Source organism: Ignavigranum ruoffiae (assembly GCF_900110675.1).
Classification (GTDB): Bacteria; Bacillota; Bacilli; order Lactobacillales; family Aerococcaceae; genus Ignavigranum; species Ignavigranum ruoffiae.
Genome location: NZ_FOEN01000003.1, coordinates 99,562 through 118,231, shown reverse-complemented (window position 1 = coordinate 118,231; position 18,670 = coordinate 99,562). Strand labels below are relative to the sequence as shown.

27 protein-coding genes and 2 tRNA genes are annotated in these 18,670 nt (G+C 35.9%); 23 read left to right on the top strand and 6 right to left on the bottom strand.

Annotation, left to right across the window (positions count from 1 at the left end; genetic code table 11):
• Position 1: 1 nt before the first annotated feature.
• The 7 genes from BMX34_RS03740 to BMX34_RS03710 all read left to right on the top strand — a co-directional run bounded on the left by BMX34_RS03740 (position 2) and on the right by BMX34_RS03710 (position 4,970).
• A complete protein-coding gene (locus tag BMX34_RS03740; RefSeq protein WP_092570930.1) occupies positions 2-694 on the top strand; it encodes a response regulator transcription factor in 693 nt (230 codons plus the stop codon).
• Positions 684-1,865, top strand: coding sequence for a sensor histidine kinase (locus tag BMX34_RS03735; RefSeq protein ID WP_092570928.1), 1,182 nt, complete (start codon positions 684-686; stop codon positions 1,863-1,865). Before BMX34_RS03740 ends, BMX34_RS03735 begins: the two co-directional genes overlap by 11 nt.
• A complete protein-coding gene (locus BMX34_RS03730) occupies positions 1,846-3,180 on the top strand; it encodes a D-alanyl-D-alanine carboxypeptidase family protein (RefSeq protein ID WP_092570926.1) in 1,335 nt (444 codons plus the stop codon). Before BMX34_RS03735 ends, BMX34_RS03730 begins: the two co-directional genes overlap by 20 nt.
• Positions 3,181-3,197: 17 nt before the next feature.
• Positions 3,198-3,692: a peptide-methionine (S)-S-oxide reductase MsrA gene (gene msrA / locus BMX34_RS03725; protein WP_092570924.1), complete on the top strand. Its 495-nt coding sequence runs from the start codon at positions 3,198-3,200 to the stop codon at positions 3,690-3,692.
• A gap of 56 nt (positions 3,693-3,748) precedes the next feature.
• Positions 3,749-4,723 carry a magnesium/cobalt transporter CorA gene (corA, locus tag BMX34_RS03720; RefSeq protein WP_092570922.1) on the top strand — a complete coding sequence of 325 codons (975 nt, stop codon included), beginning with the start codon at positions 3,749-3,751 and terminating at the stop codon, positions 4,721-4,723.
• A 93-nt stretch (positions 4,724-4,816) separates the two neighbouring features.
• Positions 4,817-4,889, top strand: a tRNA-Lys gene (locus tag BMX34_RS03715).
• An 8-nt stretch (positions 4,890-4,897) separates the two neighbouring features.
• A tRNA-Thr gene (locus tag BMX34_RS03710) sits at positions 4,898-4,970 on the top strand.
• A 169-nt stretch (positions 4,971-5,139) separates the two neighbouring features.
• Here the strand turns inward: BMX34_RS03710 and BMX34_RS03705 are convergent.
• The 3 genes from BMX34_RS03705 to BMX34_RS03695 all read right to left on the bottom strand — a co-directional run bounded on the left by BMX34_RS03705 (position 5,140) and on the right by BMX34_RS03695 (position 8,175).
• Complete coding sequence (locus tag BMX34_RS03705) at positions 5,140-6,261, bottom strand: site-specific integrase (RefSeq protein WP_092570920.1); 1,122 nt, start codon at positions 6,259-6,261, stop codon at positions 5,140-5,142.
• Between the two features lie 245 nt (positions 6,262-6,506).
• A complete protein-coding gene (locus BMX34_RS03700; RefSeq protein ID WP_092571067.1) occupies positions 6,507-7,484 on the bottom strand; it encodes a DUF3644 domain-containing protein in 978 nt (325 codons plus the stop codon).
• A gap of 22 nt (positions 7,485-7,506) precedes the next feature.
• Complete coding sequence (locus BMX34_RS03695; RefSeq protein ID WP_092570918.1) at positions 7,507-8,175, bottom strand: LexA family protein; 669 nt, start codon at positions 8,173-8,175, stop codon at positions 7,507-7,509.
• A 157-nt stretch (positions 8,176-8,332) separates the two neighbouring features.
• Between BMX34_RS03695 and BMX34_RS03690 the strand changes: the two genes are divergently transcribed.
• A complete protein-coding gene (locus BMX34_RS03690; protein WP_092570916.1) occupies positions 8,333-8,569 on the top strand; it encodes a DUF739 family protein in 237 nt (78 codons plus the stop codon).
• 114 nt (positions 8,570-8,683) lie between these two features.
• Here the strand turns inward: BMX34_RS03690 and BMX34_RS03685 are convergent, their stop codons facing one another.
• The gene (locus BMX34_RS03685) at positions 8,684-8,866 is read right to left on the bottom strand and encodes a hypothetical protein (protein WP_092570914.1); all 183 of its coding nucleotides are present in this window, start codon (positions 8,864-8,866) and stop codon (positions 8,684-8,686) included.
• 67 nt (positions 8,867-8,933) lie between these two features.
• On the opposite strand from BMX34_RS03685, the gene BMX34_RS03680 reads away from it, so the two are divergent.
• On the top strand, positions 8,934-9,230 hold the full coding sequence (locus tag BMX34_RS03680; protein ID WP_092570912.1) for a DUF771 domain-containing protein: 297 nt from the start codon (positions 8,934-8,936) through the stop codon (positions 9,228-9,230).
• 105 nt (positions 9,231-9,335) lie between these two features.
• Here the strand turns inward: BMX34_RS03680 and BMX34_RS03675 are convergent, their stop codons facing one another.
• The gene (locus BMX34_RS03675; RefSeq protein ID WP_092570910.1) at positions 9,336-9,578 is read right to left on the bottom strand and encodes a hypothetical protein; all 243 of its coding nucleotides are present in this window, start codon (positions 9,576-9,578) and stop codon (positions 9,336-9,338) included.
• 175 nt (positions 9,579-9,753) lie between these two features.
• Here BMX34_RS03675 and BMX34_RS09990 point away from each other — a divergent pair, with 175 nt between their 5' ends.
• Positions 9,754-9,948 carry a helix-turn-helix domain-containing protein gene (locus tag BMX34_RS09990; RefSeq protein ID WP_412457628.1) on the top strand — a complete coding sequence of 65 codons (195 nt, stop codon included), beginning with the start codon at positions 9,754-9,756 and terminating at the stop codon, positions 9,946-9,948.
• On the opposite strand, the gene BMX34_RS09790 is transcribed toward BMX34_RS09990, so the two are convergent.
• Complete coding sequence (locus BMX34_RS09790; protein ID WP_092570908.1) at positions 9,889-10,110, bottom strand: hypothetical protein; 222 nt, start codon at positions 10,108-10,110, stop codon at positions 9,889-9,891. The two genes, BMX34_RS09990 and BMX34_RS09790, sit on opposite strands and share 60 nt — an antisense overlap.
• Positions 10,111-10,487: 377 nt before the next feature.
• On the opposite strand from BMX34_RS09790, the gene BMX34_RS03665 reads away from it, so the two are divergent.
• The 13 genes from BMX34_RS03665 to BMX34_RS03600 all read left to right on the top strand — a co-directional run bounded on the left by BMX34_RS03665 (position 10,488) and on the right by BMX34_RS03600 (position 18,634).
• On the top strand, positions 10,488-10,700 hold the full coding sequence (locus tag BMX34_RS03665; RefSeq protein WP_092570906.1) for a helix-turn-helix domain-containing protein: 213 nt from the start codon (positions 10,488-10,490) through the stop codon (positions 10,698-10,700).
• Between the two features lie 328 nt (positions 10,701-11,028).
• Positions 11,029-11,370 carry a hypothetical protein gene (locus BMX34_RS03655; RefSeq protein WP_092570902.1) on the top strand — a complete coding sequence of 114 codons (342 nt, stop codon included), beginning with the start codon at positions 11,029-11,031 and terminating at the stop codon, positions 11,368-11,370.
• Between the two features lie 7 nt (positions 11,371-11,377).
• Positions 11,378-11,602 (top strand): hypothetical protein, encoded by a 225-nt coding sequence (locus BMX34_RS03650; RefSeq protein ID WP_092570900.1) that lies wholly within the window; start codon positions 11,378-11,380, stop codon positions 11,600-11,602.
• The gene (locus BMX34_RS03645; protein ID WP_092570898.1) at positions 11,599-12,093 is read left to right on the top strand and encodes a siphovirus Gp157 family protein; all 495 of its coding nucleotides are present in this window, start codon (positions 11,599-11,601) and stop codon (positions 12,091-12,093) included. The genes BMX34_RS03650 and BMX34_RS03645 overlap by 4 nt, the downstream gene beginning before the upstream one ends.
• Positions 12,094-12,107: 14 nt before the next feature.
• Positions 12,108-12,797, top strand: a complete 690-nt coding sequence (locus BMX34_RS03640) for an AAA family ATPase (protein WP_092570896.1) — start codon at positions 12,108-12,110, stop codon at positions 12,795-12,797.
• 5 nt (positions 12,798-12,802) lie between these two features.
• The gene (locus BMX34_RS03635) at positions 12,803-13,300 is read left to right on the top strand and encodes a hypothetical protein (protein WP_092570895.1); all 498 of its coding nucleotides are present in this window, start codon (positions 12,803-12,805) and stop codon (positions 13,298-13,300) included.
• Positions 13,301-13,690: 390 nt separating this feature from the next.
• Complete coding sequence (locus BMX34_RS03630) at positions 13,691-15,511, top strand: hypothetical protein (RefSeq protein WP_092570893.1); 1,821 nt, start codon at positions 13,691-13,693, stop codon at positions 15,509-15,511.
• Positions 15,501-16,970 (top strand): ATP-dependent DNA helicase, encoded by a 1,470-nt coding sequence (locus BMX34_RS03625; protein ID WP_092570891.1) that lies wholly within the window; start codon positions 15,501-15,503, stop codon positions 16,968-16,970. Before BMX34_RS03630 ends, BMX34_RS03625 begins: the two co-directional genes overlap by 11 nt.
• On the top strand, positions 16,967-17,425 hold the full coding sequence (locus BMX34_RS03620; protein WP_092570889.1) for a crossover junction endodeoxyribonuclease RuvC: 459 nt from the start codon (positions 16,967-16,969) through the stop codon (positions 17,423-17,425). The genes BMX34_RS03625 and BMX34_RS03620 overlap by 4 nt, the downstream gene beginning before the upstream one ends.
• The gene (locus BMX34_RS03615; RefSeq protein WP_092570887.1) at positions 17,425-17,664 is read left to right on the top strand and encodes a hypothetical protein; all 240 of its coding nucleotides are present in this window, start codon (positions 17,425-17,427) and stop codon (positions 17,662-17,664) included. The genes BMX34_RS03620 and BMX34_RS03615 overlap by 1 nt, the downstream gene beginning before the upstream one ends.
• The gene (locus tag BMX34_RS09720) at positions 17,630-17,890 is read left to right on the top strand and encodes a hypothetical protein (protein WP_092570885.1); all 261 of its coding nucleotides are present in this window, start codon (positions 17,630-17,632) and stop codon (positions 17,888-17,890) included. The genes BMX34_RS03615 and BMX34_RS09720 overlap by 35 nt, the downstream gene beginning before the upstream one ends.
• Positions 17,878-18,144, top strand: a complete 267-nt coding sequence (locus BMX34_RS03605; RefSeq protein WP_092570883.1) for a hypothetical protein — start codon at positions 17,878-17,880, stop codon at positions 18,142-18,144. Before BMX34_RS09720 ends, BMX34_RS03605 begins: the two co-directional genes overlap by 13 nt.
• Positions 18,137-18,634, top strand: a complete 498-nt coding sequence (locus BMX34_RS03600; RefSeq protein WP_159428837.1) for a DUF1642 domain-containing protein — start codon at positions 18,137-18,139, stop codon at positions 18,632-18,634. The genes BMX34_RS03605 and BMX34_RS03600 overlap by 8 nt, the downstream gene beginning before the upstream one ends.
• The last annotated feature ends 36 nt before the right edge of the window (positions 18,635-18,670 follow it).

Here is an 18,670-nt window from a genome sequence, read left to right as displayed (position 1 = left end):
TATGCGTATCTTAATTGCGGATGATGAACAAGAAATTGTTGATCTGTTGTCTATATATTTAAAGAGTGAAGGATACCAAGTGATTCCTGTCAATGATGGCCGAGCAGCCTGGGAACAACTTCTCAGTCAGAATGATATCGGCCTAGCAATCCTAGATATTATGATGCCCGAAATGGACGGGCTGGAAGTCGTCGAAAAAATGCGCAACCAAGGAATTTCTATTCCAGTCTTAATCGTTAGTGCTAAATCTTCAGACAATGATAAAATATTAGGTCTACTTTCGGGGGCAGACGATTATGTGGTGAAGCCTTTCAATCCATCGGAAGTCATGGCTCGGGTGAAATCCTTATTGCGTCGCCAATATAATTATGCAGAAGTTAGCAAAGATAGTAATCTGCTGGAAGTCGGGCCCTTAGTGATTGCTAAAGACTCGCATCAAGTGCGAACGACCGATGGTAAGGATATCCAATTGACGGCATCTGAATTCGGTATTCTATATTTGTTAGCGAGCAATCCGAATAAAGTATTCTCGGCTGAGAATATTTTTGATGAAGTGTGGCAACAAGAAGGACAAATGTCCGCTAAGACGGTCATGGTCCATGTGAGCCATCTACGGGATAAACTTGCTGAAGCGACCGGTGGTAATAAAGTAGTTCAGACAGTATGGGGTGTGGGGTACAAAATTGAAGCCTAAGATAAATTCTCTTCCTTCCGTGGCTCTAAGCAAGACACAAAAAATAGAATTATTTATGACGGGCATTGGGGTTTTAACCAATGTCTTTATTATCTATTTTGCTGCGATTATCGGCTATCCATTATTAATTGCCCTTCCAATAGCGGGAACCAATATTTATGAGTATTTTCTGGATAATGTCGGTGTGAACATTAATGATGGGAAAGTTTATTTTGTTTTTACCCTTTTGGTGATGGCAATCGGTTTCTCCATGACCTACCGTCGGGTGCATAGGAAATATAATTATATTCAATTAGATAAGATTATCCAGCATTTACATTATATTGCTGAAGGAAACTTTGATACACGAGTGCCCGAAATTCAGAATACCCAACTACAACCCGTGGTCTGGAGTATCAACCAATTGGTTGACGCCACCGTTCAGGCCTTAGATAACCAAAAGAAATATGAGAAGACCAAGGATGAGCTGATAGCTAATGTCAGCCATGATATTCGCACTCCATTGACTTCAACCATAGGTTATCTGGATGTAATTGTGAATCATAAATATGATACAGAGAAACAAAAAGAACATTATATTAATATAGCCTATAAAAAGGCAAAAACCATGAAGACATTGGTAGAAGACTTGTTTCTATATACGGATTCATTGCAACAAAGCTATCACATTCAATGTGTAGAAATTCCTATTTATTTCTACTTGGAACAACTGGCTGCCGAATTTGAACTCACAGCTCAAGAGAAAGGAATTAATATCGTAGTTGAAGTCGAACCTGCAGATTTGCAAGTGTGTTTTGATGCGGATAAAATGGCTCGCGTCTTCGCCAATTTAATTTCCAATGCGATTAAATATGGTCATGGAGCCGACCGAATCCGCTTAATTGCTTATGAGCAGGTAGAACAGCAGCAAAATATTTTTGAAGTTCGTAATAATGGACAGGTTCTTGAAGCTGGCGAGGAAGATAAGATCTTCGAACGTTCTTATCGAACCGAGAAATCAAGAAATGCCAAGGAACCGGGTTCTGGACTGGGGTTAGCCATCGTCAAGAATATGATTCACCTACATCAAGGCGAGATTTATGCGTTGGTTGAGAATAATGAGACGGTCTTTCGAATGACGATGCCAAAGAAGATCAAGAAAGGGGAGACGGATGAAAATTCTGAAATCTAAGTTCATATTACTGAGTCTCCTAAGCCTGTGTTTGGCTTGCTTCAGCCCTTGGTCCATGGCCATGGCTCAAACAGAGGTAAAGGTAAAAGCCAAAGGGGCTATGGTCATTGATTTGCAAGTTGGCCAAATTCTTGCCGAACAAGATAGCCAGGAGAATGTTGAAGTGGGTGCCCTATCAAAAGCCTTGTCACTTTACTTAATCTTAAAGGCCGTTGATAATGGAGAAATTCAATTATCAGACTCGGTACCAATTTCAGATCAGGCCTACGATTTAAGTCAGGATTACGATATTTATAACGTACCCTTGCGTCAAGATTTTAATTATACGGTTGAGGAACTGGTTGAAAGTGTCGCGGTTACTGGAGCTAATGGTTCTATGTTAGCCTTGGCTGAATTTCATTCAGGGAGTGAACAAGCCTTTGTAAAAGAAATGCGTGCTCAGCTTGCAGAATGGGAATATGATGGAGCGGAGATATATAATTGTACCGGCTTAGCCAGTGATTTTGATCCAGGTGATCCGGAAACGATGGATCAAGGTTCTGTGAATAAGATGTCTGCTGCAGCTTGTGCAACGGCAAGCTTTCATCTTTTACAAGTCTTTCCTGAATTGTTAGAATATAGCCAACAAGGCGAGGCCGTTTTTAAGCAAGATACAGACGATCCCTATGAGATGTCTTCGCCGAATGAAATGTTAGCTGATGGGGGACAAGAATATCCTGGTGTTAGTGGATTATTTCTTGGAGCTTCAGCCAAAGATGGCTATTCAGCGATGATAACTGCTGAAAAGAATGGTCTGGCTGTCTTAAGTGTCGTCTTAGGAACAGATCACAAAGATTCAAATCGAAGATATAATGAAAGCAAAAAGTTGCTAGATGCAGTCTATGCAATGTATGTCAGTACGCCAGTCATTCGCCAAGGACAGGAAGTTACCCAGATGGCTCAAGTTAAAGTAAATGATGGAAAAGACGATTATGCTAGCTTAGAATACGGTGAAGCGCTGGTTCTAGCTACGCCCATTATCGATACGGCTCCGAGGATGACCTATCATTTCATGGCCAATGAAGAAATCATGGATCCAAATGGGAAATTACAGGCTCCTGTGAAAGCAGGAACGGAAATTGGTCAGATGGTGATTGATGTGGAAGGACAAAAAAGTAAATTTCTTAAATTATCAACAGGGAATACAGTATCAGTAAAAGTAAAGACCAGCATCGAAGAAGTCAATTGGTTTGAAAAGACTGTCAAAGGAATTGGTCAGACGGTTGATGCATCTTGGGAAGCCACGCGAAAATTCTTTACAGATTTATTTAATTAAGATAAAGGGGCGATATTATGGAAGAAAAAGCAATATTTGCCGGAGGTTGTTTCTGGTGTATGGTACATCCCTTTGATCAATGGGATGGGGTAATCTCAGTGGTCTCTGGTTATACGGGAGGCCATACAGAAAATCCTACTTATCGACAAGTATGTTCGGGAGAAACTGGGCATACAGAAGCAGTTGAAATAACTTATGACCCTAGCAAAATTTCCTATGAGAAGTTATTAGAGATTTATTGGCAAGTGAGTGATCCGACAGATGCCGGCGGTCAATTTGTCGATCGTGGCGATTCTTATCGCCCAGTCATCTTCTATACAACGCCAGAACAAAAACAATTAGCCGAAGCTTCTAAAAAAGCCTTGAGTCAAAGTGGCCGTTATGATCAACCTATTATTACCCCAATTGAACCAGCAGGGCCTTTCTATCCAGCTGAGGATTATCATCAAGATTTCTACAAGAAAGACCCCGTTCATTATCAACGTTATCGGTCAGGTTCTGGTCGACCTTAATCAGTATCAATCCATGGCAAGTCAGAATAAAGCTATTCAATAAGAAAGGAGTTCTTATGGGAACACGGATTAAACTGTATGAATATAATACTGATTATTTGTATCGGCGAACTCTCGATAATCTCGACAAGTTAGAGGTGGATAATTCCGATCACCATTACTGGTTATCGATTCAAACAGACGATCCCGAACAGATCTCCAATCAATTGTTAGATTATTTTGACTGGCACCCTTTGATGATTGTGGAAGACGAAGAAAGTAATCTCCGGTCCAAGTTTCAAGAATTTAAGAATTATCTATCCCTACTGTTAGTATTGACCCGGATGGACCGCAATCAAGATATTATTAATGAAAGTATTCAGTTTATCCTTTATGACAATTTATTAATCACGATTGAACCTGAAGGTCATGGCATATTTAGTTGGGTGATTTCTCAGCTCCATGCCAAATCAGTCATTAATGAGCATGGGACAGCCATGTTGATGTATTACTTAATTGATGCGGTCATGGAATCTTATATGGAAATCTTTGAACATATTGACTATTATCTAGATGAATTGGAAGAGGAAATTCTAGATGGGGATGATCAAGATTCGATTGAGAAAATCAACCATATTAATAAGTATTTGCTTTCGCTCAAGAAAGGCCTATGGCCGATGCGAACAGCGATTGGTAGCCTCACACGGGGTAAACATGCCATGATCGATGAAGATACGCAAAAATATTTCCATGATGTTTATGAAGATATGAGTCAATTGAATGAGATGGTTGAGTTGTATCGAGGCCTATGTTCCAACTTGTATGATTCGCACTTAGCTCGAGTTAATAATCGGATGAATGAAATCATGCAAACCTTGACTGTGATTGCGACCATATTCACGCCATTGACCTTCTTGGCTGGGGTTTATGGGATGAACTTTGTTGAATTTCCTGAAATACGCTGGGAATTTGGCTACGCCATGTTTTGGATCATCTGTATTGTGGTCGCCTTGGTATTGATATGGTACTTTAAACGGAAAAAATGGTTCTGACATAGTAGTTTATTCGGGACCCGCTTAAAAATTTCCTGACAAATATTGACAAGCATGGCCTATTTAAGTTATAGTAATGCTTGTCGTAATTATGACTTGTTAGCTCAGTCGGTAGAGCAACTGACTTTTAATCAGTGGGTCGCAGGTTCGATTCCTGCACAGGTCATTTTTTGTGCCGACTTAGCTCAGTTGGTAGAGCAACGCACTCGTAACGCGTAGGTCACAGGTTCGAACCCTGCAGTCGGCATCCTAACTTAATATAAGAAAATATAAGAATAAGCTAGAACGTTGTTACATAGGCGTTTGTAGCTTATTTTTATTTTTGAGAATTCAGAAGAATTCATAAGAAAATAAAATAATTTTGCACTATTTTGCACCCAATTTTTTTGTGGGTGCAAAATGATATATTTGCTATGTTAGTTAGATATGTTTTCTAAAACATCAATAACCTTGGTATCCTCTTTTTGCGCTTTTTCTTTAATAATATGCGAATACGTTCTAATGGTTTCATTCAACGTTTTATGTCCTAACCTTTGTGAAATGTAACTAAGGTCTATTCCTTCAGCTAGTAGCACTGAACAATGGGTATGCCTTAAAGCGTGCGGAGATCTATTTCTAATTCCTAGAAATTTGCAAGTGCGTTCTAAATATTTACGAACTGCTGTATAGCTAATAGCTGGTTGATAACGTTTTGCTATTTTATCTATAAACAAATAGCAATTGTTATCTTTGCCGTAAACTAGTTTGTATTTTTTTAGATATAAGATTAATTCATCGTTAATGATGATTGTTCTTATGGATGAATCTGTTTTACCATCTGTAAATCTGTTTGTTTTTACATAATCAAATCCACGATTGACGCTTAATGTTTTTTCTTTAAAATCGATATCGTCCCAACTTAAACCGAATACTTCCCCCATTCTGAGGCCGGTTAAGGCAGAGATTAAAATAATTGCTGCCGTTTGCTTTAATTCGTTAGAAACAAATTTTATTATTTTTTCGAATTCGTTTAAGTCCCAATATTTTTCTGCGCTTGTTTTTTCTTTAATGTCATAAGAAAGTAACGTTTTATATGTAAAATCTTTTTCTATTATCCCATCGTGAAGCGCATCTTGTACACATGACCTGATATAATTATGTGTTTTTTCAACGGTATCTTTAGATCTATCTTTGCCTCTTTGATCAATAAAATCTTGATACATGGTTCGTGTTATAGCATTTATTGGGGTATTTCCAAAATAGTCTTCTACTAAATTTAATGTAAATAAATATTTGCTTTCCGTGCTTTTGCTAAGACCTCTGTCTATTTTGTATGTGTATATCCAATGTTCGAAGTATTTGTGAAGCGTTAAGATTTCTCTTGGGTTATCATCAATATCTTTACCATTTTCTATGTTTAATAAAATATCCGATTCTTTTAGCAATGCTTCTTTCTTTGTATCAAATCCTTTCCTGGTTACTTGTTTATACTTACCGCAATCTTTATACGATACTCGACACATCCATTTTTTCGTTTTTTTGTCTTTAGATACAGACATGTTTATTACTCCTATTCTATCGGTGCAAAATTTGATATAATAGGGTACATAAAATAGTCCCTATTATGGGGTTGTTTTTGTGTTATCTCACTCCGATTGTTTGGCGACAGGGGAGTGGGATATTTACTTTGAGTATTTTTTTTAGTATAATAAATGTAAGATAACTTGAGAAGGATAAACGCTGGGTCCCATAATGGGGTAGGTAATACTGAAATGTATCACTGAGCATTCCTATGTGCCTGGGGTTATCTTTTTTTATTTGCACTCTTGAGGCTGGTTACAAAACTATCTGGATTTTTTCTTATTTCACTTATTATAAAATCAACAAATTGCTGCGAATATGTATGGTGAATATTATTTCCAATCGTGTGTTTGTAACAATATTTTTCATCTTCTTTAATAGAATAAAAATCAATAATTAGATTTAATACATAGTGATTAATTGGTTTTGGATAATCTTTAATTTTAATATTGTATCGTTGAAGCCTTTCGTTTACAGATTTTATAACGCTTTTAAATGAGTATTTGTGAGTATCAGATGGATCTTTAAGTTCTTTTATTATATTACCTGCATTATTAGATTTTTTATCTATACTAATTGTAAAATCTGAATCATCTTTCTTTTTAGTTATATAAAGTCTTTGTGCCACATTAATTGAAAATTTATCCGAGTTATACTCATCAGTTAAAACATCAATTTCATTAGCTTTCTGAATATATTTCTCTGCTATTTCAGGAGGATACTTAATCTTGATTTCTTCACTCGTTAATGGTTCGATGCTGGCTGAAATAGTTAGAAAATTTTGCGCTATGTATTGAGTTATATCTTCATTGTGAAAACGCAACATTTCTGATATAAAATTTATTACGCACGCTTGAAAAAGTGGTGCGTATTTTAATTCGTAATCTTCAGTAATGAAATGAGTGCTAATATTTCGCAAATCTATTATTTTTTCTAAATTTTGCCTTATTCTTGTATTTGAATCAGTGTATATTTTTCTAACACTTTCAGAAATACTAATTGTCCTTGTTGGATCATCGTCGAAATAAATGTTTATTTTTCTGTTAATCAGTTCAGCTTTCAACATTAATTCCCAAGCATTACAAATAAAGAAACTAAATCCTTCAATACGATATCTGATAGTCGGTTTATTGTATACCTCTAACCCCATAATAAAAGCTTCAATACTTTTATCAACTAATCTTTTTTGTAAGTCTTCCATATTGCCTCCCTTTATATCATTTTCACAACTCATACTCCACCTTCACAGCCTTGCCGATGATTCTGGCAGGGTTGTTTTTGTTTACTAGATAAGGGGCATAATCCTCGTTGATGGCTTCTAACAAAATTGAATCTCCCAGTTTTCTAACCTTTTTGAGCGTAGCTTCCTCATCCCCATTAACTAGCACCGCAGCAATCTCTCCGTTTTCCACATCTTCCTGATGCCTAATCATTACATAGCTCCCATCAGGGATATTAGGTGCCATACTATCGCCCTTGGCTCTAAGAAAAAACAAATCGCCTTTAGGTAAATTACGATTAAAAGTCTCCCGGTATTCGGAAATATTTTCGTCGGCTAGTATGGGTTCACCACACGCGATAAGGCCTAAGACAGGAATACGAATGGCGGGAGGGATTTCAGTAACGTTTTTCGGCAAATCATTTCTTTCCATAGGAACATCAAACCCCATTAACCAAGCTTCACTTACATTTAAAGTTTTTGACAGAAGATATATTCTGTGTTGGTCTGGCTCTTGTTTGCCATTAACGTATTGAGAAAGCGCGCTTTTACTAAGAGAAATAGAATATTTATCTTGGTATTTTTTACTCATATTTAAAATATCAATTTGCTTTAAGTTTCTTTGAGACATAATTTGGTTAAGGCGAACGCCTGATGATACTCTCTCTTCCATTGCTAGCCTCCTTTATGTTTATATTCTATCAACTATTGAACTTTTATTCAATGAATAAGTTTAAAAAATATGAACTTTTTTATTGACACGATTCAATCTACTTGATAAACTAAGTACAGTTCATGAACGTGAACTAAAAATGAAAGGTGGTGAATGTATGAGTTTTGATTATTCCGCTTTGTCTGGAAAAATTGTAGAAAAATATGGTACGCAATATAACTTTGCAATTGCCATGAACCTATCCGAAAGAAGTCTTTCTTTAAAGCTAAACAATAAAGTTCCGTGGAAAGATGGAGAAATATTTAAAGCAAAAGAATTATTAGATATCGTTAGTGAAGACATTCCATATTATTTTTTTAACGTTAAAGTTCACGAACGTGAACAAACCACATAGGAAGGGGGATGAAAATGAAGAACTATATAAAAATACTCCTCCTGCTTCTTATAGGGGTAATAGCAGGAAGAGAAAGTTATAAACGAGAAACCAAAGTTAGATTTGATAAAAAACTTATCTAGTCTTTCGTTTATTTACAGATGATACAATCTGATGAAAATAATTATAAGATTTTCCAACGAAATCTAAATCAATATGACGAGCATTATCTTTTATATCTACACGTCTATTATAATGTTCAACCATTACTTTCGTCAGCTCTAATGCGATTTCTTTATCATTTAGATGTTCAGACATAATATTCCTCCTTTCATAAGGAGAGTATAGCAGAGTTATAAAAAAACCACATAGGAGGTGGTAACAAATGTCTATCGCAGAATTATTAGAACTTGAAAAAGAATCGTTAATCAAAGCATACGAACAAAAAATAGCGAAGATTGAACAATCAAAAGATGATGGTGTTGGGGATATGAAATGGCTGAGGGAAAAAATCGGAATTTCATCCACTGATACGATCAAAGAGATTCTGTTAATTCCGTTCAAAGATGAGCTGCAAGGCAAATTAGTATTTTATTCAGACGTACAAGGAAAACCGTGGCGGTTCAATAAACAACCGCTGATTAAATGGTTAGAAGAAAATTTTGAAAGGATTGATTGGTAATGAAAAACATACTAAAAACACTCATCCCACTAGCCACAGGATTGGTCGTCGGTGTGGTAGTGGGAAGAGTAAATAAAATAAATTATGAAGAATTTATCAAAGAGATTAGCGATGGTTTGGTTCGTTCAAGTAACCTTCTTTTTGAAGATCATCCAGAACATTAACTAGCAAGTTTGAAGCAAACAACTCAGCTTCAAGCAACGCAACAATAGACATCTTATCTTTAGCTATTTTTCCGTTTTTTAAATATATTGCATTTCTTTCTAATATTTTTTTATTAGAAAATATATCCTTTAGCAATTTATCATGATTTCTTTTTACTATTTCTTTTAAATTGTTTGTGCTCATTGTTTCACCTCGTTTCTATCTATTTTTTGACACATAATTTTATTAATTAAGCAGCAACACACCTACTGCGTAACAAGGATTTAATAAAGAATTATTGTCATATACTATTTTATAATAAACATCAGAATTATCAACATATAGTGGCAAATGATGTTGTTAAACACAATATATAGGGGTGATTAATATTAAAAAAATTATTCAATTGATAAATAATGACTCTCGAAGTTTATATCAAATATCAAAAGATGCTGGGGTAGATTACGCATTGATCCATCGGATAGTGAGTGGAAAAACTAAGAAGAATATTTGGTTAGACACGGCTTTTAAGCTCGCTGATGCACTCGGCGTAGATATCAATGAATTTAGATAATGTATTACCAATGGATTTAATTAATTCTTCGTATGGTTTTCTCGCCGACTTAACAGCATCAACTGCTGGCTGAATACCAGTAATTGCACTTTCATGAGAGTTAAGTTGACCTAAACTAAACGCTGGAGATGTACCAATGATATCCTTATAACTTTTTACCATTGATTCAACTCCTTTAATATTAAGTCCTTCTGGATTAATACCAGCGGTAAATTTAAATCCATCCAATTTGTTATCATACCGGCTTTTTATCCGGTATCTCTCATAGTTTCCTATGAGTTCAGCATATATCTTCATCTCTATGAGATGTCGGGCGCTCGTGGGTTTATTATTTCAAAACCTATGCGTTGCACCTTCCAATTAAGGCTTGGCTCAGTGTTTCCATATCGTATCAGACTTAGGGTTTCATTGAATTCACCCGATACACACTAGGAATCGCTAACTAGTGGGGCAATATAAATGGATTATACAATACTATGTTAATTAACACAATATGTATTTGTTGATAACTTTTTGGACACAATATAGGGGGGTTGGAGATGAGAAATAAACTTAAAAACCTAATAAACCAATCAGGAAAAAGTGTATATCAAGTTCAAACTGAAGCGGGAATGAATTCTGGTTCTTTGTATAGATTCCTGGATGGAAAAACAAAAGAAATTAATTTAAGTGTCGCATTCAAGTTAGCTGATTTACTTGGCGTAGATGTCAACGAATTTAGAGAGGAGACAGATAATGATCAAGTGTCTTAATAATTTCTTTCAGACCGGTGACAACGAAAATTTAAAAGATATATACAGGCTTATTAAATGGCATGCAGCCAATTTGAAATGGTCTGATGCATTTAAAAATATACTGCTAATCATTTTATTAGTTGGTTTCATGTTTTTTGTATTGCTAAACCTAATTGTAGTAGCTTCCGTGGTTTACGAATCCGACCTTAATGGCACGACTTATATCGAGGAATTTCGAAACCATCTCATTATTTTAAGTAATTTAGAACATTAAAAAAAGCCACTCGGCAAAGTGGCATAAGAAATATATTCAATTTGATTATAACACGAAAGGGGTCGCAAACCAATGACACGAAATGAAGAATGTGCGGCGTTCTTAAAAAAATATCCTCAAGCAACCAATGAAGAGATTGCCAAAGAAATGGATACCTCCGAAAACAATGCTAAAAGAATTGTATCCAATCTAAAATCTTCAGGAGCCATAGAAGTTAACTATGAGGACGGAATACGGAATGTAACCGTTCATGAAAATTTATTAAACAACAAGCGAATGGTTGAAAATACAACACGACGTGAACAAGTAGAACGAATGATTGAAATCGTGTTTGACTCACTGGAATACGAAACACAAACCGAGAATATCATTAATGCTGGATATTTGTTCGTCAAACTAATAGATAGATTGTAGGTGAAGTATGAAATTATTTGATAGTTTTGGCCAACCAATTGAACCAGAAGAAGTTAAACATGAAATGGTTGGAAGAGATTGGCGCGGAGTCGCTATCTATCGCGATGACTTTGATAGCTATTTCAGATTATATGATGAGTGGGTTTTAGATGATCCGCAAGAAGTTTATGACTTTATAAAGCGCTATGAAGAAACGTATTACTCAACAGAATTAGATGAGGTGATCCAATGAATTTGTACGAACTAAGTCATCGTTTTGCATTCTTGCAACGCCAATATGAACACTTAGAAACAGATGAAGACTTGGCACAATTGGAATCAGAATTAACAGACACAGAAGTTCCTTTAGCAGATAAAGTTGAGAACATCGCAAAGTTTATTCGCAACCTAGAATCAGAAGAAAAAGCTTATAAGTCCGAATCAGATTATTTTAAAAAGAAATCTACCAAGGCTAAGCGTACCAAGGAACGTTTGAAAGACTATTTATTAATGTGTCTAACACTCGCAGACGTGCAGGAAGTGCCAGGAGACCTATTTACCGTAAGTGTTCGGAACAATGCGCCTAAGCTTAATATTTTGACGAATGAACATATTCCAGAGGAATACTTTGAACCTCAACCATCGCGATTAAAGCTAGCAGAGCTAAAAAAAGATGTGATTAAAAACGGTCTATATGTTGAAGGCGTTGAGATTATTGACAATCCTTCCATTCAGATTAAATAAAGGGGGTGGTAGATATGGGATTACTTAACGCCGGGAAAGTAAAACGGTTTGAAAATTGGACTGTACTTGTATATTCAGAACCCGGCAAAGGAAAAACGACCATGGTCAAATCACTCAAAGGAAAAACGATTCTTTTATCAGTCGATGGGATGTATACAGTGCTCGCGGGCTTAGACAACGTCGATATTTATACGATGGACTCTAAAAAGCCTAATAAAGAAATTGGCGAATTTTATAAATTTGTTCGCTCCCATCTCGATGATTACAACAATATTGTGATTGATAATTTATCGACTTTACAAAAGATATGGCTAAATGAAGCAGCAAGATCCACAAAAAGTGGGATGCCAGAATTAAAAGACTATCCAATCTTTGACCGGGTGCTTCTGGACTTTATCAATAGTCTAAAAGACTTTAACAAAAACTTATTGTTGCTTGCTCATGAGATTAGTGTGGAAATCACCAGAACAAATGGCGGGGTATACACTCAGTTTCAACCAGAATTCCGCAATTTAAACGCGATTATGGGCGTTATTCCATTGGTTGGGCGATTGGTCGTCTACACGAATCAAACCACAAATGAACACGAAAGAATCATTGTTTTGCAACCAACACAGGCTACCAAAGCCAAAGATCAATTAATTGGAAACATTGACACAATTCCACAAATGGAATTACTACCAACATTACAAAAAGGAGAATGAAAATTATGTCATTATTAGAAACTTTAAAAGCAGTCAAACAAGAAGGATACGATCCAAAGACAGATAAGATTAACAATGGTGGTCTATTAGAAACAGGAATCTATCCAGTGCGTTTATTAAGCGCTGAACGTGATATAAGTCCACGCGGTCAAGAACAGTTGATTATTAAGTTAGAAGTTGTATCTGGAGAGTTTGAAGGACGCAAAGAAGTCTTGTTCTTATCATTTAACGCTGATCTTCCAGATTTTGTCCTAGAGAAGAACGGAAAAATTTTATTGTCTATCGTTGAATTTGCCAACATTAAAACTAAAAAAGGCGACCTTGATGATGAAGAAATGGCAGCTGAAACATTAAAACGAGGTATCGGCAACCAATTCAAAATGGACTTAAGAATCGCACCAAATAAAAAGAATCCAGATTATCCACATCGAAATTATGAATTTAGCTCTTTAGAAACAGAAGGACTGGAAGAAATCGACGAGGAAGATGACCTTCCATTCTGATAAAAAAGTTATAAAACGTGGTTATGAGCCAAAATTTCACAAACTTTAAAAAGTGCTACAAACGTTATTGCAGTAGCGTTTGTAGCAAGTTATGTAAAAGTTATGAACATGGTTATGAAAAGCAAAAAATAACTTTTTTAGAGTCAAAAAAGTAAAAATATTCATAACCATAACCACTCACATAACCGTTTCATAACCGTCAAAATGGCTTTATATCAACGTTTATAAGGGGTGGTTATGAAGTTATGTCTAGTATATAGAGTTTTAAAATTTTATATATAAAAATTCCATTTGACTATTTCATAACTTTTCACAAAGTTTAGATAATCAAATGGAAGAAAAATGTAGTATTCCTTGACCTAAGACTATCACGAATGGGAGGAGGAGTCAATGGGTGAAATAATTTTTGATAAGTCACGTAAGAACCTGAAAAAAGTATACAACCGAATCCAATCTGATAAATTAGCCAGAGTGATTAATGAAGAAGAAGTTTTGTTTCTGGCAATCGGTGGATATAATCGGACGTTTGAATTATTGCTAGCGATGGGATTATACAAAGATGATATAGCAACTTTTTCAAATTTGAATTTGACCAATACTTTTATTGAGGAAACACATAATAAAAAGGTGTTGTATATTCGTAAAATTAATTATGTGACTAACGTAAATAAGACTCTTTCATACACTAAAAAAACACTGGATTTAAATGTGGCTGACACATTTGAAGAAAGCATGCTTATTTATAAAACAGCAGAACGTATGTTTGGCACAGGTAAAAACAAACACCATTGGATAAAACCGAGCATTGTTGTATTGGACGACCAGTCATTAAACTTACAGTTCGATGGCCATCGATTCCACTACCAAAACGAAATTGGATTTGTACAGATACGCAATCGAAACGCTAATCCATATGACATTGTTAAAGAGATTCAAGACGTGGAAGAAGCGGACAAGATGATGTTTGCCCTGTATCAAGATAATGGGGTGGATGAAACCGAGGTATTAGATGCTTTAACTAGACTTCATCAAGCGGTAAGCAGAAACATTGATGATGAATGGTATTTTAAACCAACCGAATTTAAGAAAGTGGTCGGATCTAATCAATTAGCCAATCGATTGAAAGAAATTAAAGAACTTTCGATTCGGCAGCTAAAAAACAACAAGAAACTAGGCAAAGAAAATGCGTGTTGGGTTATCGTTCCTGAAACGGCTTTTGAATTTAAAGGGTTTGATTATCAAGATGAAGAAGAAATATTCAACATGGAGCTTGAACAAGAAGCGATGGAAGAAGAACAACAAGCAATCCAAACAGAACAGTTGTTAAATTCAATTCTTATGAAAGAGATGACCATCAACTTGAAAGTTGGTTATCAAGGGAATCAGATGCGATCAAGCGACAATGAAACCTTGCATTCGTTTATCCGGTCTGTTGACAAGATGGAAGAAGATTTGGAAGCCACTAGCTTGTTGCAAGGAGCTTCAACGGAACAAGAATATAAGCATGTTAAAGCAAACTATGTTGCATACTTCTTGGACGGTAATTTTAAAAATGATATCCGCACCAATGAAAATTATTTAGGCGGAAAAATCTTATTAGCCTTAGATATTGATGATGGTAATTTAGGCCGCCAAGAAGTGGAACGCAAGTTAGAAGCGCAGGGATTGTTTGGCTTAGTTTATCCAACTGCTAAATATTATTATGACGGTTCCTTAAGGTGGCGTGTCATCATGATGGCTGACGAAGAGATGGACGTTGATAGTTATCGAAATACCATTAAAGGCGTTTCAAAAATGTTAAACATCGAAATTGATTCGGCTTCAGAAAAGATTGCCCAGCTAATGGGAATGCCTTTTAAATACAAAGATATTTCTATTGTGACTGGAACAAAAGTTAACGTAAAACAATTTAATCGAGATAAAGAAAAAGTGATTGATTTTAATACAACAATTACTACCAACAAATCAATTATGGATTTTAATCATCCGCAAGCATTTAAACTTAAACGGGTGATAGAACAAGGTGTTCCAGAAGGTAAGCGAAATAATACTTATTTTGAAGTCATCAGATATTTAAGAGATACCCTGAACAATCCTAGTTTTAAAAATCAGCATGATGAAGCGCGCGAATTGGAAGAAAAAGTTATTCAACAAATGTATGCAGATGGACTAACAGAAAAAGAAGTGGAGGTAATCTGTCGTGAAATATGATTTTTCCAAAGCAATTTTAAGGAATATTGAACGGACATATACATTTGCCCATGCTAAAAATGCTCATCAATATCCGGGGACGGCAGAATCATACAATCCTTATCATTTTTTTGAAGAATTGCTTGAACACAATCCTTTTGGAACTTTTATGGAATTAGAGCGATATGCATTTAAAAACACTAAGAATGCTTTGATACGCTACAACATTCCTTACACCAATGAACAAGAGCGAAAGGCTAGAATTTATTATGACGTTACACAACTCATGCAAAAAGAACGCAGCGATTATGTGTCGATGTTTGTAGATGAGGAAGATTTGGACGGAACCGGCGTTGAACTGTACGCTGACCCTTATATCTTAACAACCAAAGAAACTATTCTGGTAAGTGAAGCCATTGATCAGTTGCCTAGTTACTTACCTACGCAAAATGTTTTATATCAATATATTGTTCCGATTGAGATTCAGAAAACTAAAGAACAGATGGACGCTTTAAACGGTTGTTTAAAAAATCATGTTTCTTCTTTGATTGGGGGTGCAGGTACAGGAAAGAGTTATGTGACGGCTGCAATTATTGACCAACTCAAGAAAAACAACAAAGAAATAGCAATTTTAGCACCCACTCATAAAGCTAAAGAGGCACTCCAGGAAAAATTGAATTTTGGCATCGTTAAAACCATTCATAGCTTTGTTCACAATCCATTTTATTGTGATGTGATTGTCATTGACGAAAGCGGAATGCTTTCTACGCCTTTATTTAAGAAGCTAATGGATGTATATAAAGGGCAACAACTCATCTTTGTAGGCGATAAAAATCAAATCCCACCGGTTGAATATGGGCGACCGTTTGAACGAATCCTGAACAATTTTAAAACATTTGAGTTGGTTGAAAATCATCGTTCAGATGCTTACGACATTATTGCATTAGGCAGAGAAATCTTGGGGATTCCTCAAAATTCAAACATGCAATTTAATAATATTGAAATTGTATCCACCACCAAAGAGGCATTTCACAGAGGAGCGGAAGTCGTTTTAACTTATACCAATGGCAATGTTAAACAAGTAAATGATGAGCAAAAAATAAAGAATGGCCAACGCTCAATTTCCCCCAATTTTTGTATCGGCGATATTATCATCGCTAAAACAAATGACGAACGCTTTTATAATGGGCAGTTATTTGAAATTATCGCCTATAACAAAATTTTAAATCAAGCGAACGGAAAAATAGTTGATATCAAAACCGCTTTAGATCTTGATTATAATTTTGACTTAGCATATGGCCTCACTATTCACAAATCGCAAGGGTCTGAGTGGGATGTGGTCGCATATCAACCAAGTCATTTAGACACACGAAATTTAGCCTATGTAGCAGTTACACGCGCCAAAAAGAAGCTAATTATTGTTGGCGATGAATTGAAAACAGAATATTTGGAAGAGAGGAAGTGGAAGCAATTAGCATGAAATTAATTGCTTTTGACCAATCAACCACTTGTACAGGTTATTGTGTGATGGAAATGGACTCGATGAAAATCGTTGAGTCCGATGTTTTTAAACCCAAGGGGCCAACTAATGACCGTATTCGTAAAACAGTTAAAAAGTGTATTAGACTTTGTGATGATCACCAGCCAACCTTTGTCTTTATCGAAGGTATCCAAGTGCAGCGTAATCCAAAAGTTTATGAAGTATTAGCTAAATTACAAGGCACACTTGAAATATGTCTGGAAGAAAAAGGCTATATCGTCAATGTTGTTAAAGCATCAGAGTGGCGGAAGTTGGTGGGGATCAAAACAGTTGGAAGGTCTAATTTGAAACGAGAAGCGATGAACATGGTAGCAGAAATTTATCAACTTGATGTTCCAGAAGATGAATGTGAAGCTATATTGTTTGCGCGAGCTTTTGCGAAAGGAGATGACTAATGGAAGCCATCAGACCAAGACATTATAAAAACAAATCCGGCAAAGATTTATTTGATCAATGGCACAACGAATATAATCTAGAAATATTTAAGGCCATCATGATTAGTATTGCCGAACGGTATATTAAACGAAACAAAGATAATCCTATACAAGATATAGAAAAAGCTATTGAAACATTATCACGGTTGAAGGAGTACATGGAAAATGATTTACGAAATAATACAGGGAGTGAAAGTTAACGGCGATATCGTCAGTGAGCACGACAATGTATTTATCATTGAAGCCGTTGATGGATACCGCTATGTGGTGCATAAGGAAGATATCATCGAAAATTTTAAGCGAAAACGAGGGACACAATCGTTTTTAAAATCCGTTAAATTTAATCTTGATGAATGCAAGGCGCAACATAAACTGCCAGACATTTGCGCAGCGTATGAGAGGAGTTATGTAAAGTGTTCTGGATAGAGCGAGATGGTGGGGCAGTTAGAATCTGTCAAAAAATAAATCAAACCACACACGAATTTAGGACGGATATCGACGGCTTAGACGATCTATTTAATGCAGTGTATGACGAATTGAAAGAATATAGCAAAGAACAGCATAAATCTTTTGAAGAACTTGACCAAGCCTACTGGCGAGACCAAGGCTTTGGTGGGAGTCTGTGGAGCGACGGACAGCCAGATAACTTAGATTATTTAGGGGGAAGATATGATGGATAAACGAGAAGTGATTAATAAGATTACTGAAATAATAAACGGGTTAGAAGAGCCATTCGATTGGCAAACAACAGAATGGGAGGCAGTGGAAGAACCAGAGAAAGCTAAAATACCAAAGTTTGTAGCTAACTGGATTAAAGAAGTTAAATTTGGCGGTGGAACACTGAGAGAAGCCTTAGACTTTATTGCTCAGCCCGATGAAGTTTACGGATGGGTTTATGCAAACGATTATAATAAGTTTGAAGTGCTAGCTAAAGCTTGGATAAACGGTTACGAGATTGAGAAAGAACCGTTATTTTACGCCAAGATAAAAGGCAGCGAGTTGACAAGAGATTATTATAGACGGTATTGGAACTACTTACCCTTAGAAGATAGATTTATTGTTTTAGGTAATCATCATACTGACGAATATCAAACTAAATTCAGCAAAGAACAATGGAACAACCTTGGCATCAACGACACCAACGCTGATTTTGAGGAGGTGGAATCATGAAAACAATATTATTACTCGTGTTATTTGTAGGGGTGA

Excerpts from the sequence above, each read along its gene's own strand:
- BMX34_RS03740 (WP_092570930.1), top strand. The coding sequence starts at position 2 with ATGCGTATCTTAATTGCGGATGATGAACAAGAAATTGTTGATCTGTTG.
- BMX34_RS03730 (WP_092570926.1), top strand. The coding sequence starts at position 1,846 with ATGAAAATTCTGAAATCTAAGTTCATATTACTGAGTCTCCTAAGCCTG.
- msrA (WP_092570924.1), top strand. The coding sequence starts at position 3,198 with ATGGAAGAAAAAGCAATATTTGCCGGAGGTTGTTTCTGGTGTATGGTA.
- corA (WP_092570922.1), top strand. The coding sequence starts at position 3,749 with ATGGGAACACGGATTAAACTGTATGAATATAATACTGATTATTTGTAT.
- BMX34_RS03705 (WP_092570920.1), bottom strand. The coding sequence starts at position 6,261 with ATGTCTGTATCTAAAGACAAAAAAACGAAAAAATGGATGTGTCGAGTA.
- BMX34_RS03700 (WP_092571067.1), bottom strand. The coding sequence starts at position 7,484 with ATGGAAGACTTACAAAAAAGATTAGTTGATAAAAGTATTGAAGCTTTT.
- BMX34_RS03695 (WP_092570918.1), bottom strand. The coding sequence starts at position 8,175 with ATGGAAGAGAGAGTATCATCAGGCGTTCGCCTTAACCAAATTATGTCT.
- BMX34_RS03690 (WP_092570916.1), top strand. The coding sequence starts at position 8,333 with ATGAGTTTTGATTATTCCGCTTTGTCTGGAAAAATTGTAGAAAAATAT.
- BMX34_RS03685 (WP_092570914.1), bottom strand. The coding sequence starts at position 8,866 with ATGTCTGAACATCTAAATGATAAAGAAATCGCATTAGAGCTGACGAAA.
- BMX34_RS03680 (WP_092570912.1), top strand. The coding sequence starts at position 8,934 with ATGTCTATCGCAGAATTATTAGAACTTGAAAAAGAATCGTTAATCAAA.
- BMX34_RS03675 (WP_092570910.1), bottom strand. The coding sequence starts at position 9,578 with ATGAGCACAAACAATTTAAAAGAAATAGTAAAAAGAAATCATGATAAA.
- BMX34_RS09790 (WP_092570908.1), bottom strand. The coding sequence starts at position 10,110 with ATGGTAAAAAGTTATAAGGATATCATTGGTACATCTCCAGCGTTTAGT.
- BMX34_RS03665 (WP_092570906.1), top strand. The coding sequence starts at position 10,488 with ATGAGAAATAAACTTAAAAACCTAATAAACCAATCAGGAAAAAGTGTA.
- BMX34_RS03655 (WP_092570902.1), top strand. The coding sequence starts at position 11,029 with ATGACACGAAATGAAGAATGTGCGGCGTTCTTAAAAAAATATCCTCAA.
- BMX34_RS03650 (WP_092570900.1), top strand. The coding sequence starts at position 11,378 with ATGAAATTATTTGATAGTTTTGGCCAACCAATTGAACCAGAAGAAGTT.
- BMX34_RS03645 (WP_092570898.1), top strand. The coding sequence starts at position 11,599 with ATGAATTTGTACGAACTAAGTCATCGTTTTGCATTCTTGCAACGCCAA.
- BMX34_RS03640 (WP_092570896.1), top strand. The coding sequence starts at position 12,108 with ATGGGATTACTTAACGCCGGGAAAGTAAAACGGTTTGAAAATTGGACT.
- BMX34_RS03635 (WP_092570895.1), top strand. The coding sequence starts at position 12,803 with ATGTCATTATTAGAAACTTTAAAAGCAGTCAAACAAGAAGGATACGAT.
- BMX34_RS03630 (WP_092570893.1), top strand. The coding sequence starts at position 13,691 with ATGGGTGAAATAATTTTTGATAAGTCACGTAAGAACCTGAAAAAAGTA.
- BMX34_RS03620 (WP_092570889.1), top strand. The coding sequence starts at position 16,967 with ATGAAATTAATTGCTTTTGACCAATCAACCACTTGTACAGGTTATTGT.
- BMX34_RS03615 (WP_092570887.1), top strand. The coding sequence starts at position 17,425 with ATGGAAGCCATCAGACCAAGACATTATAAAAACAAATCCGGCAAAGAT.
- BMX34_RS09720 (WP_092570885.1), top strand. The coding sequence starts at position 17,630 with ATGATTTACGAAATAATACAGGGAGTGAAAGTTAACGGCGATATCGTC.
- BMX34_RS03600 (WP_159428837.1), top strand. The coding sequence starts at position 18,137 with ATGGATAAACGAGAAGTGATTAATAAGATTACTGAAATAATAAACGGG.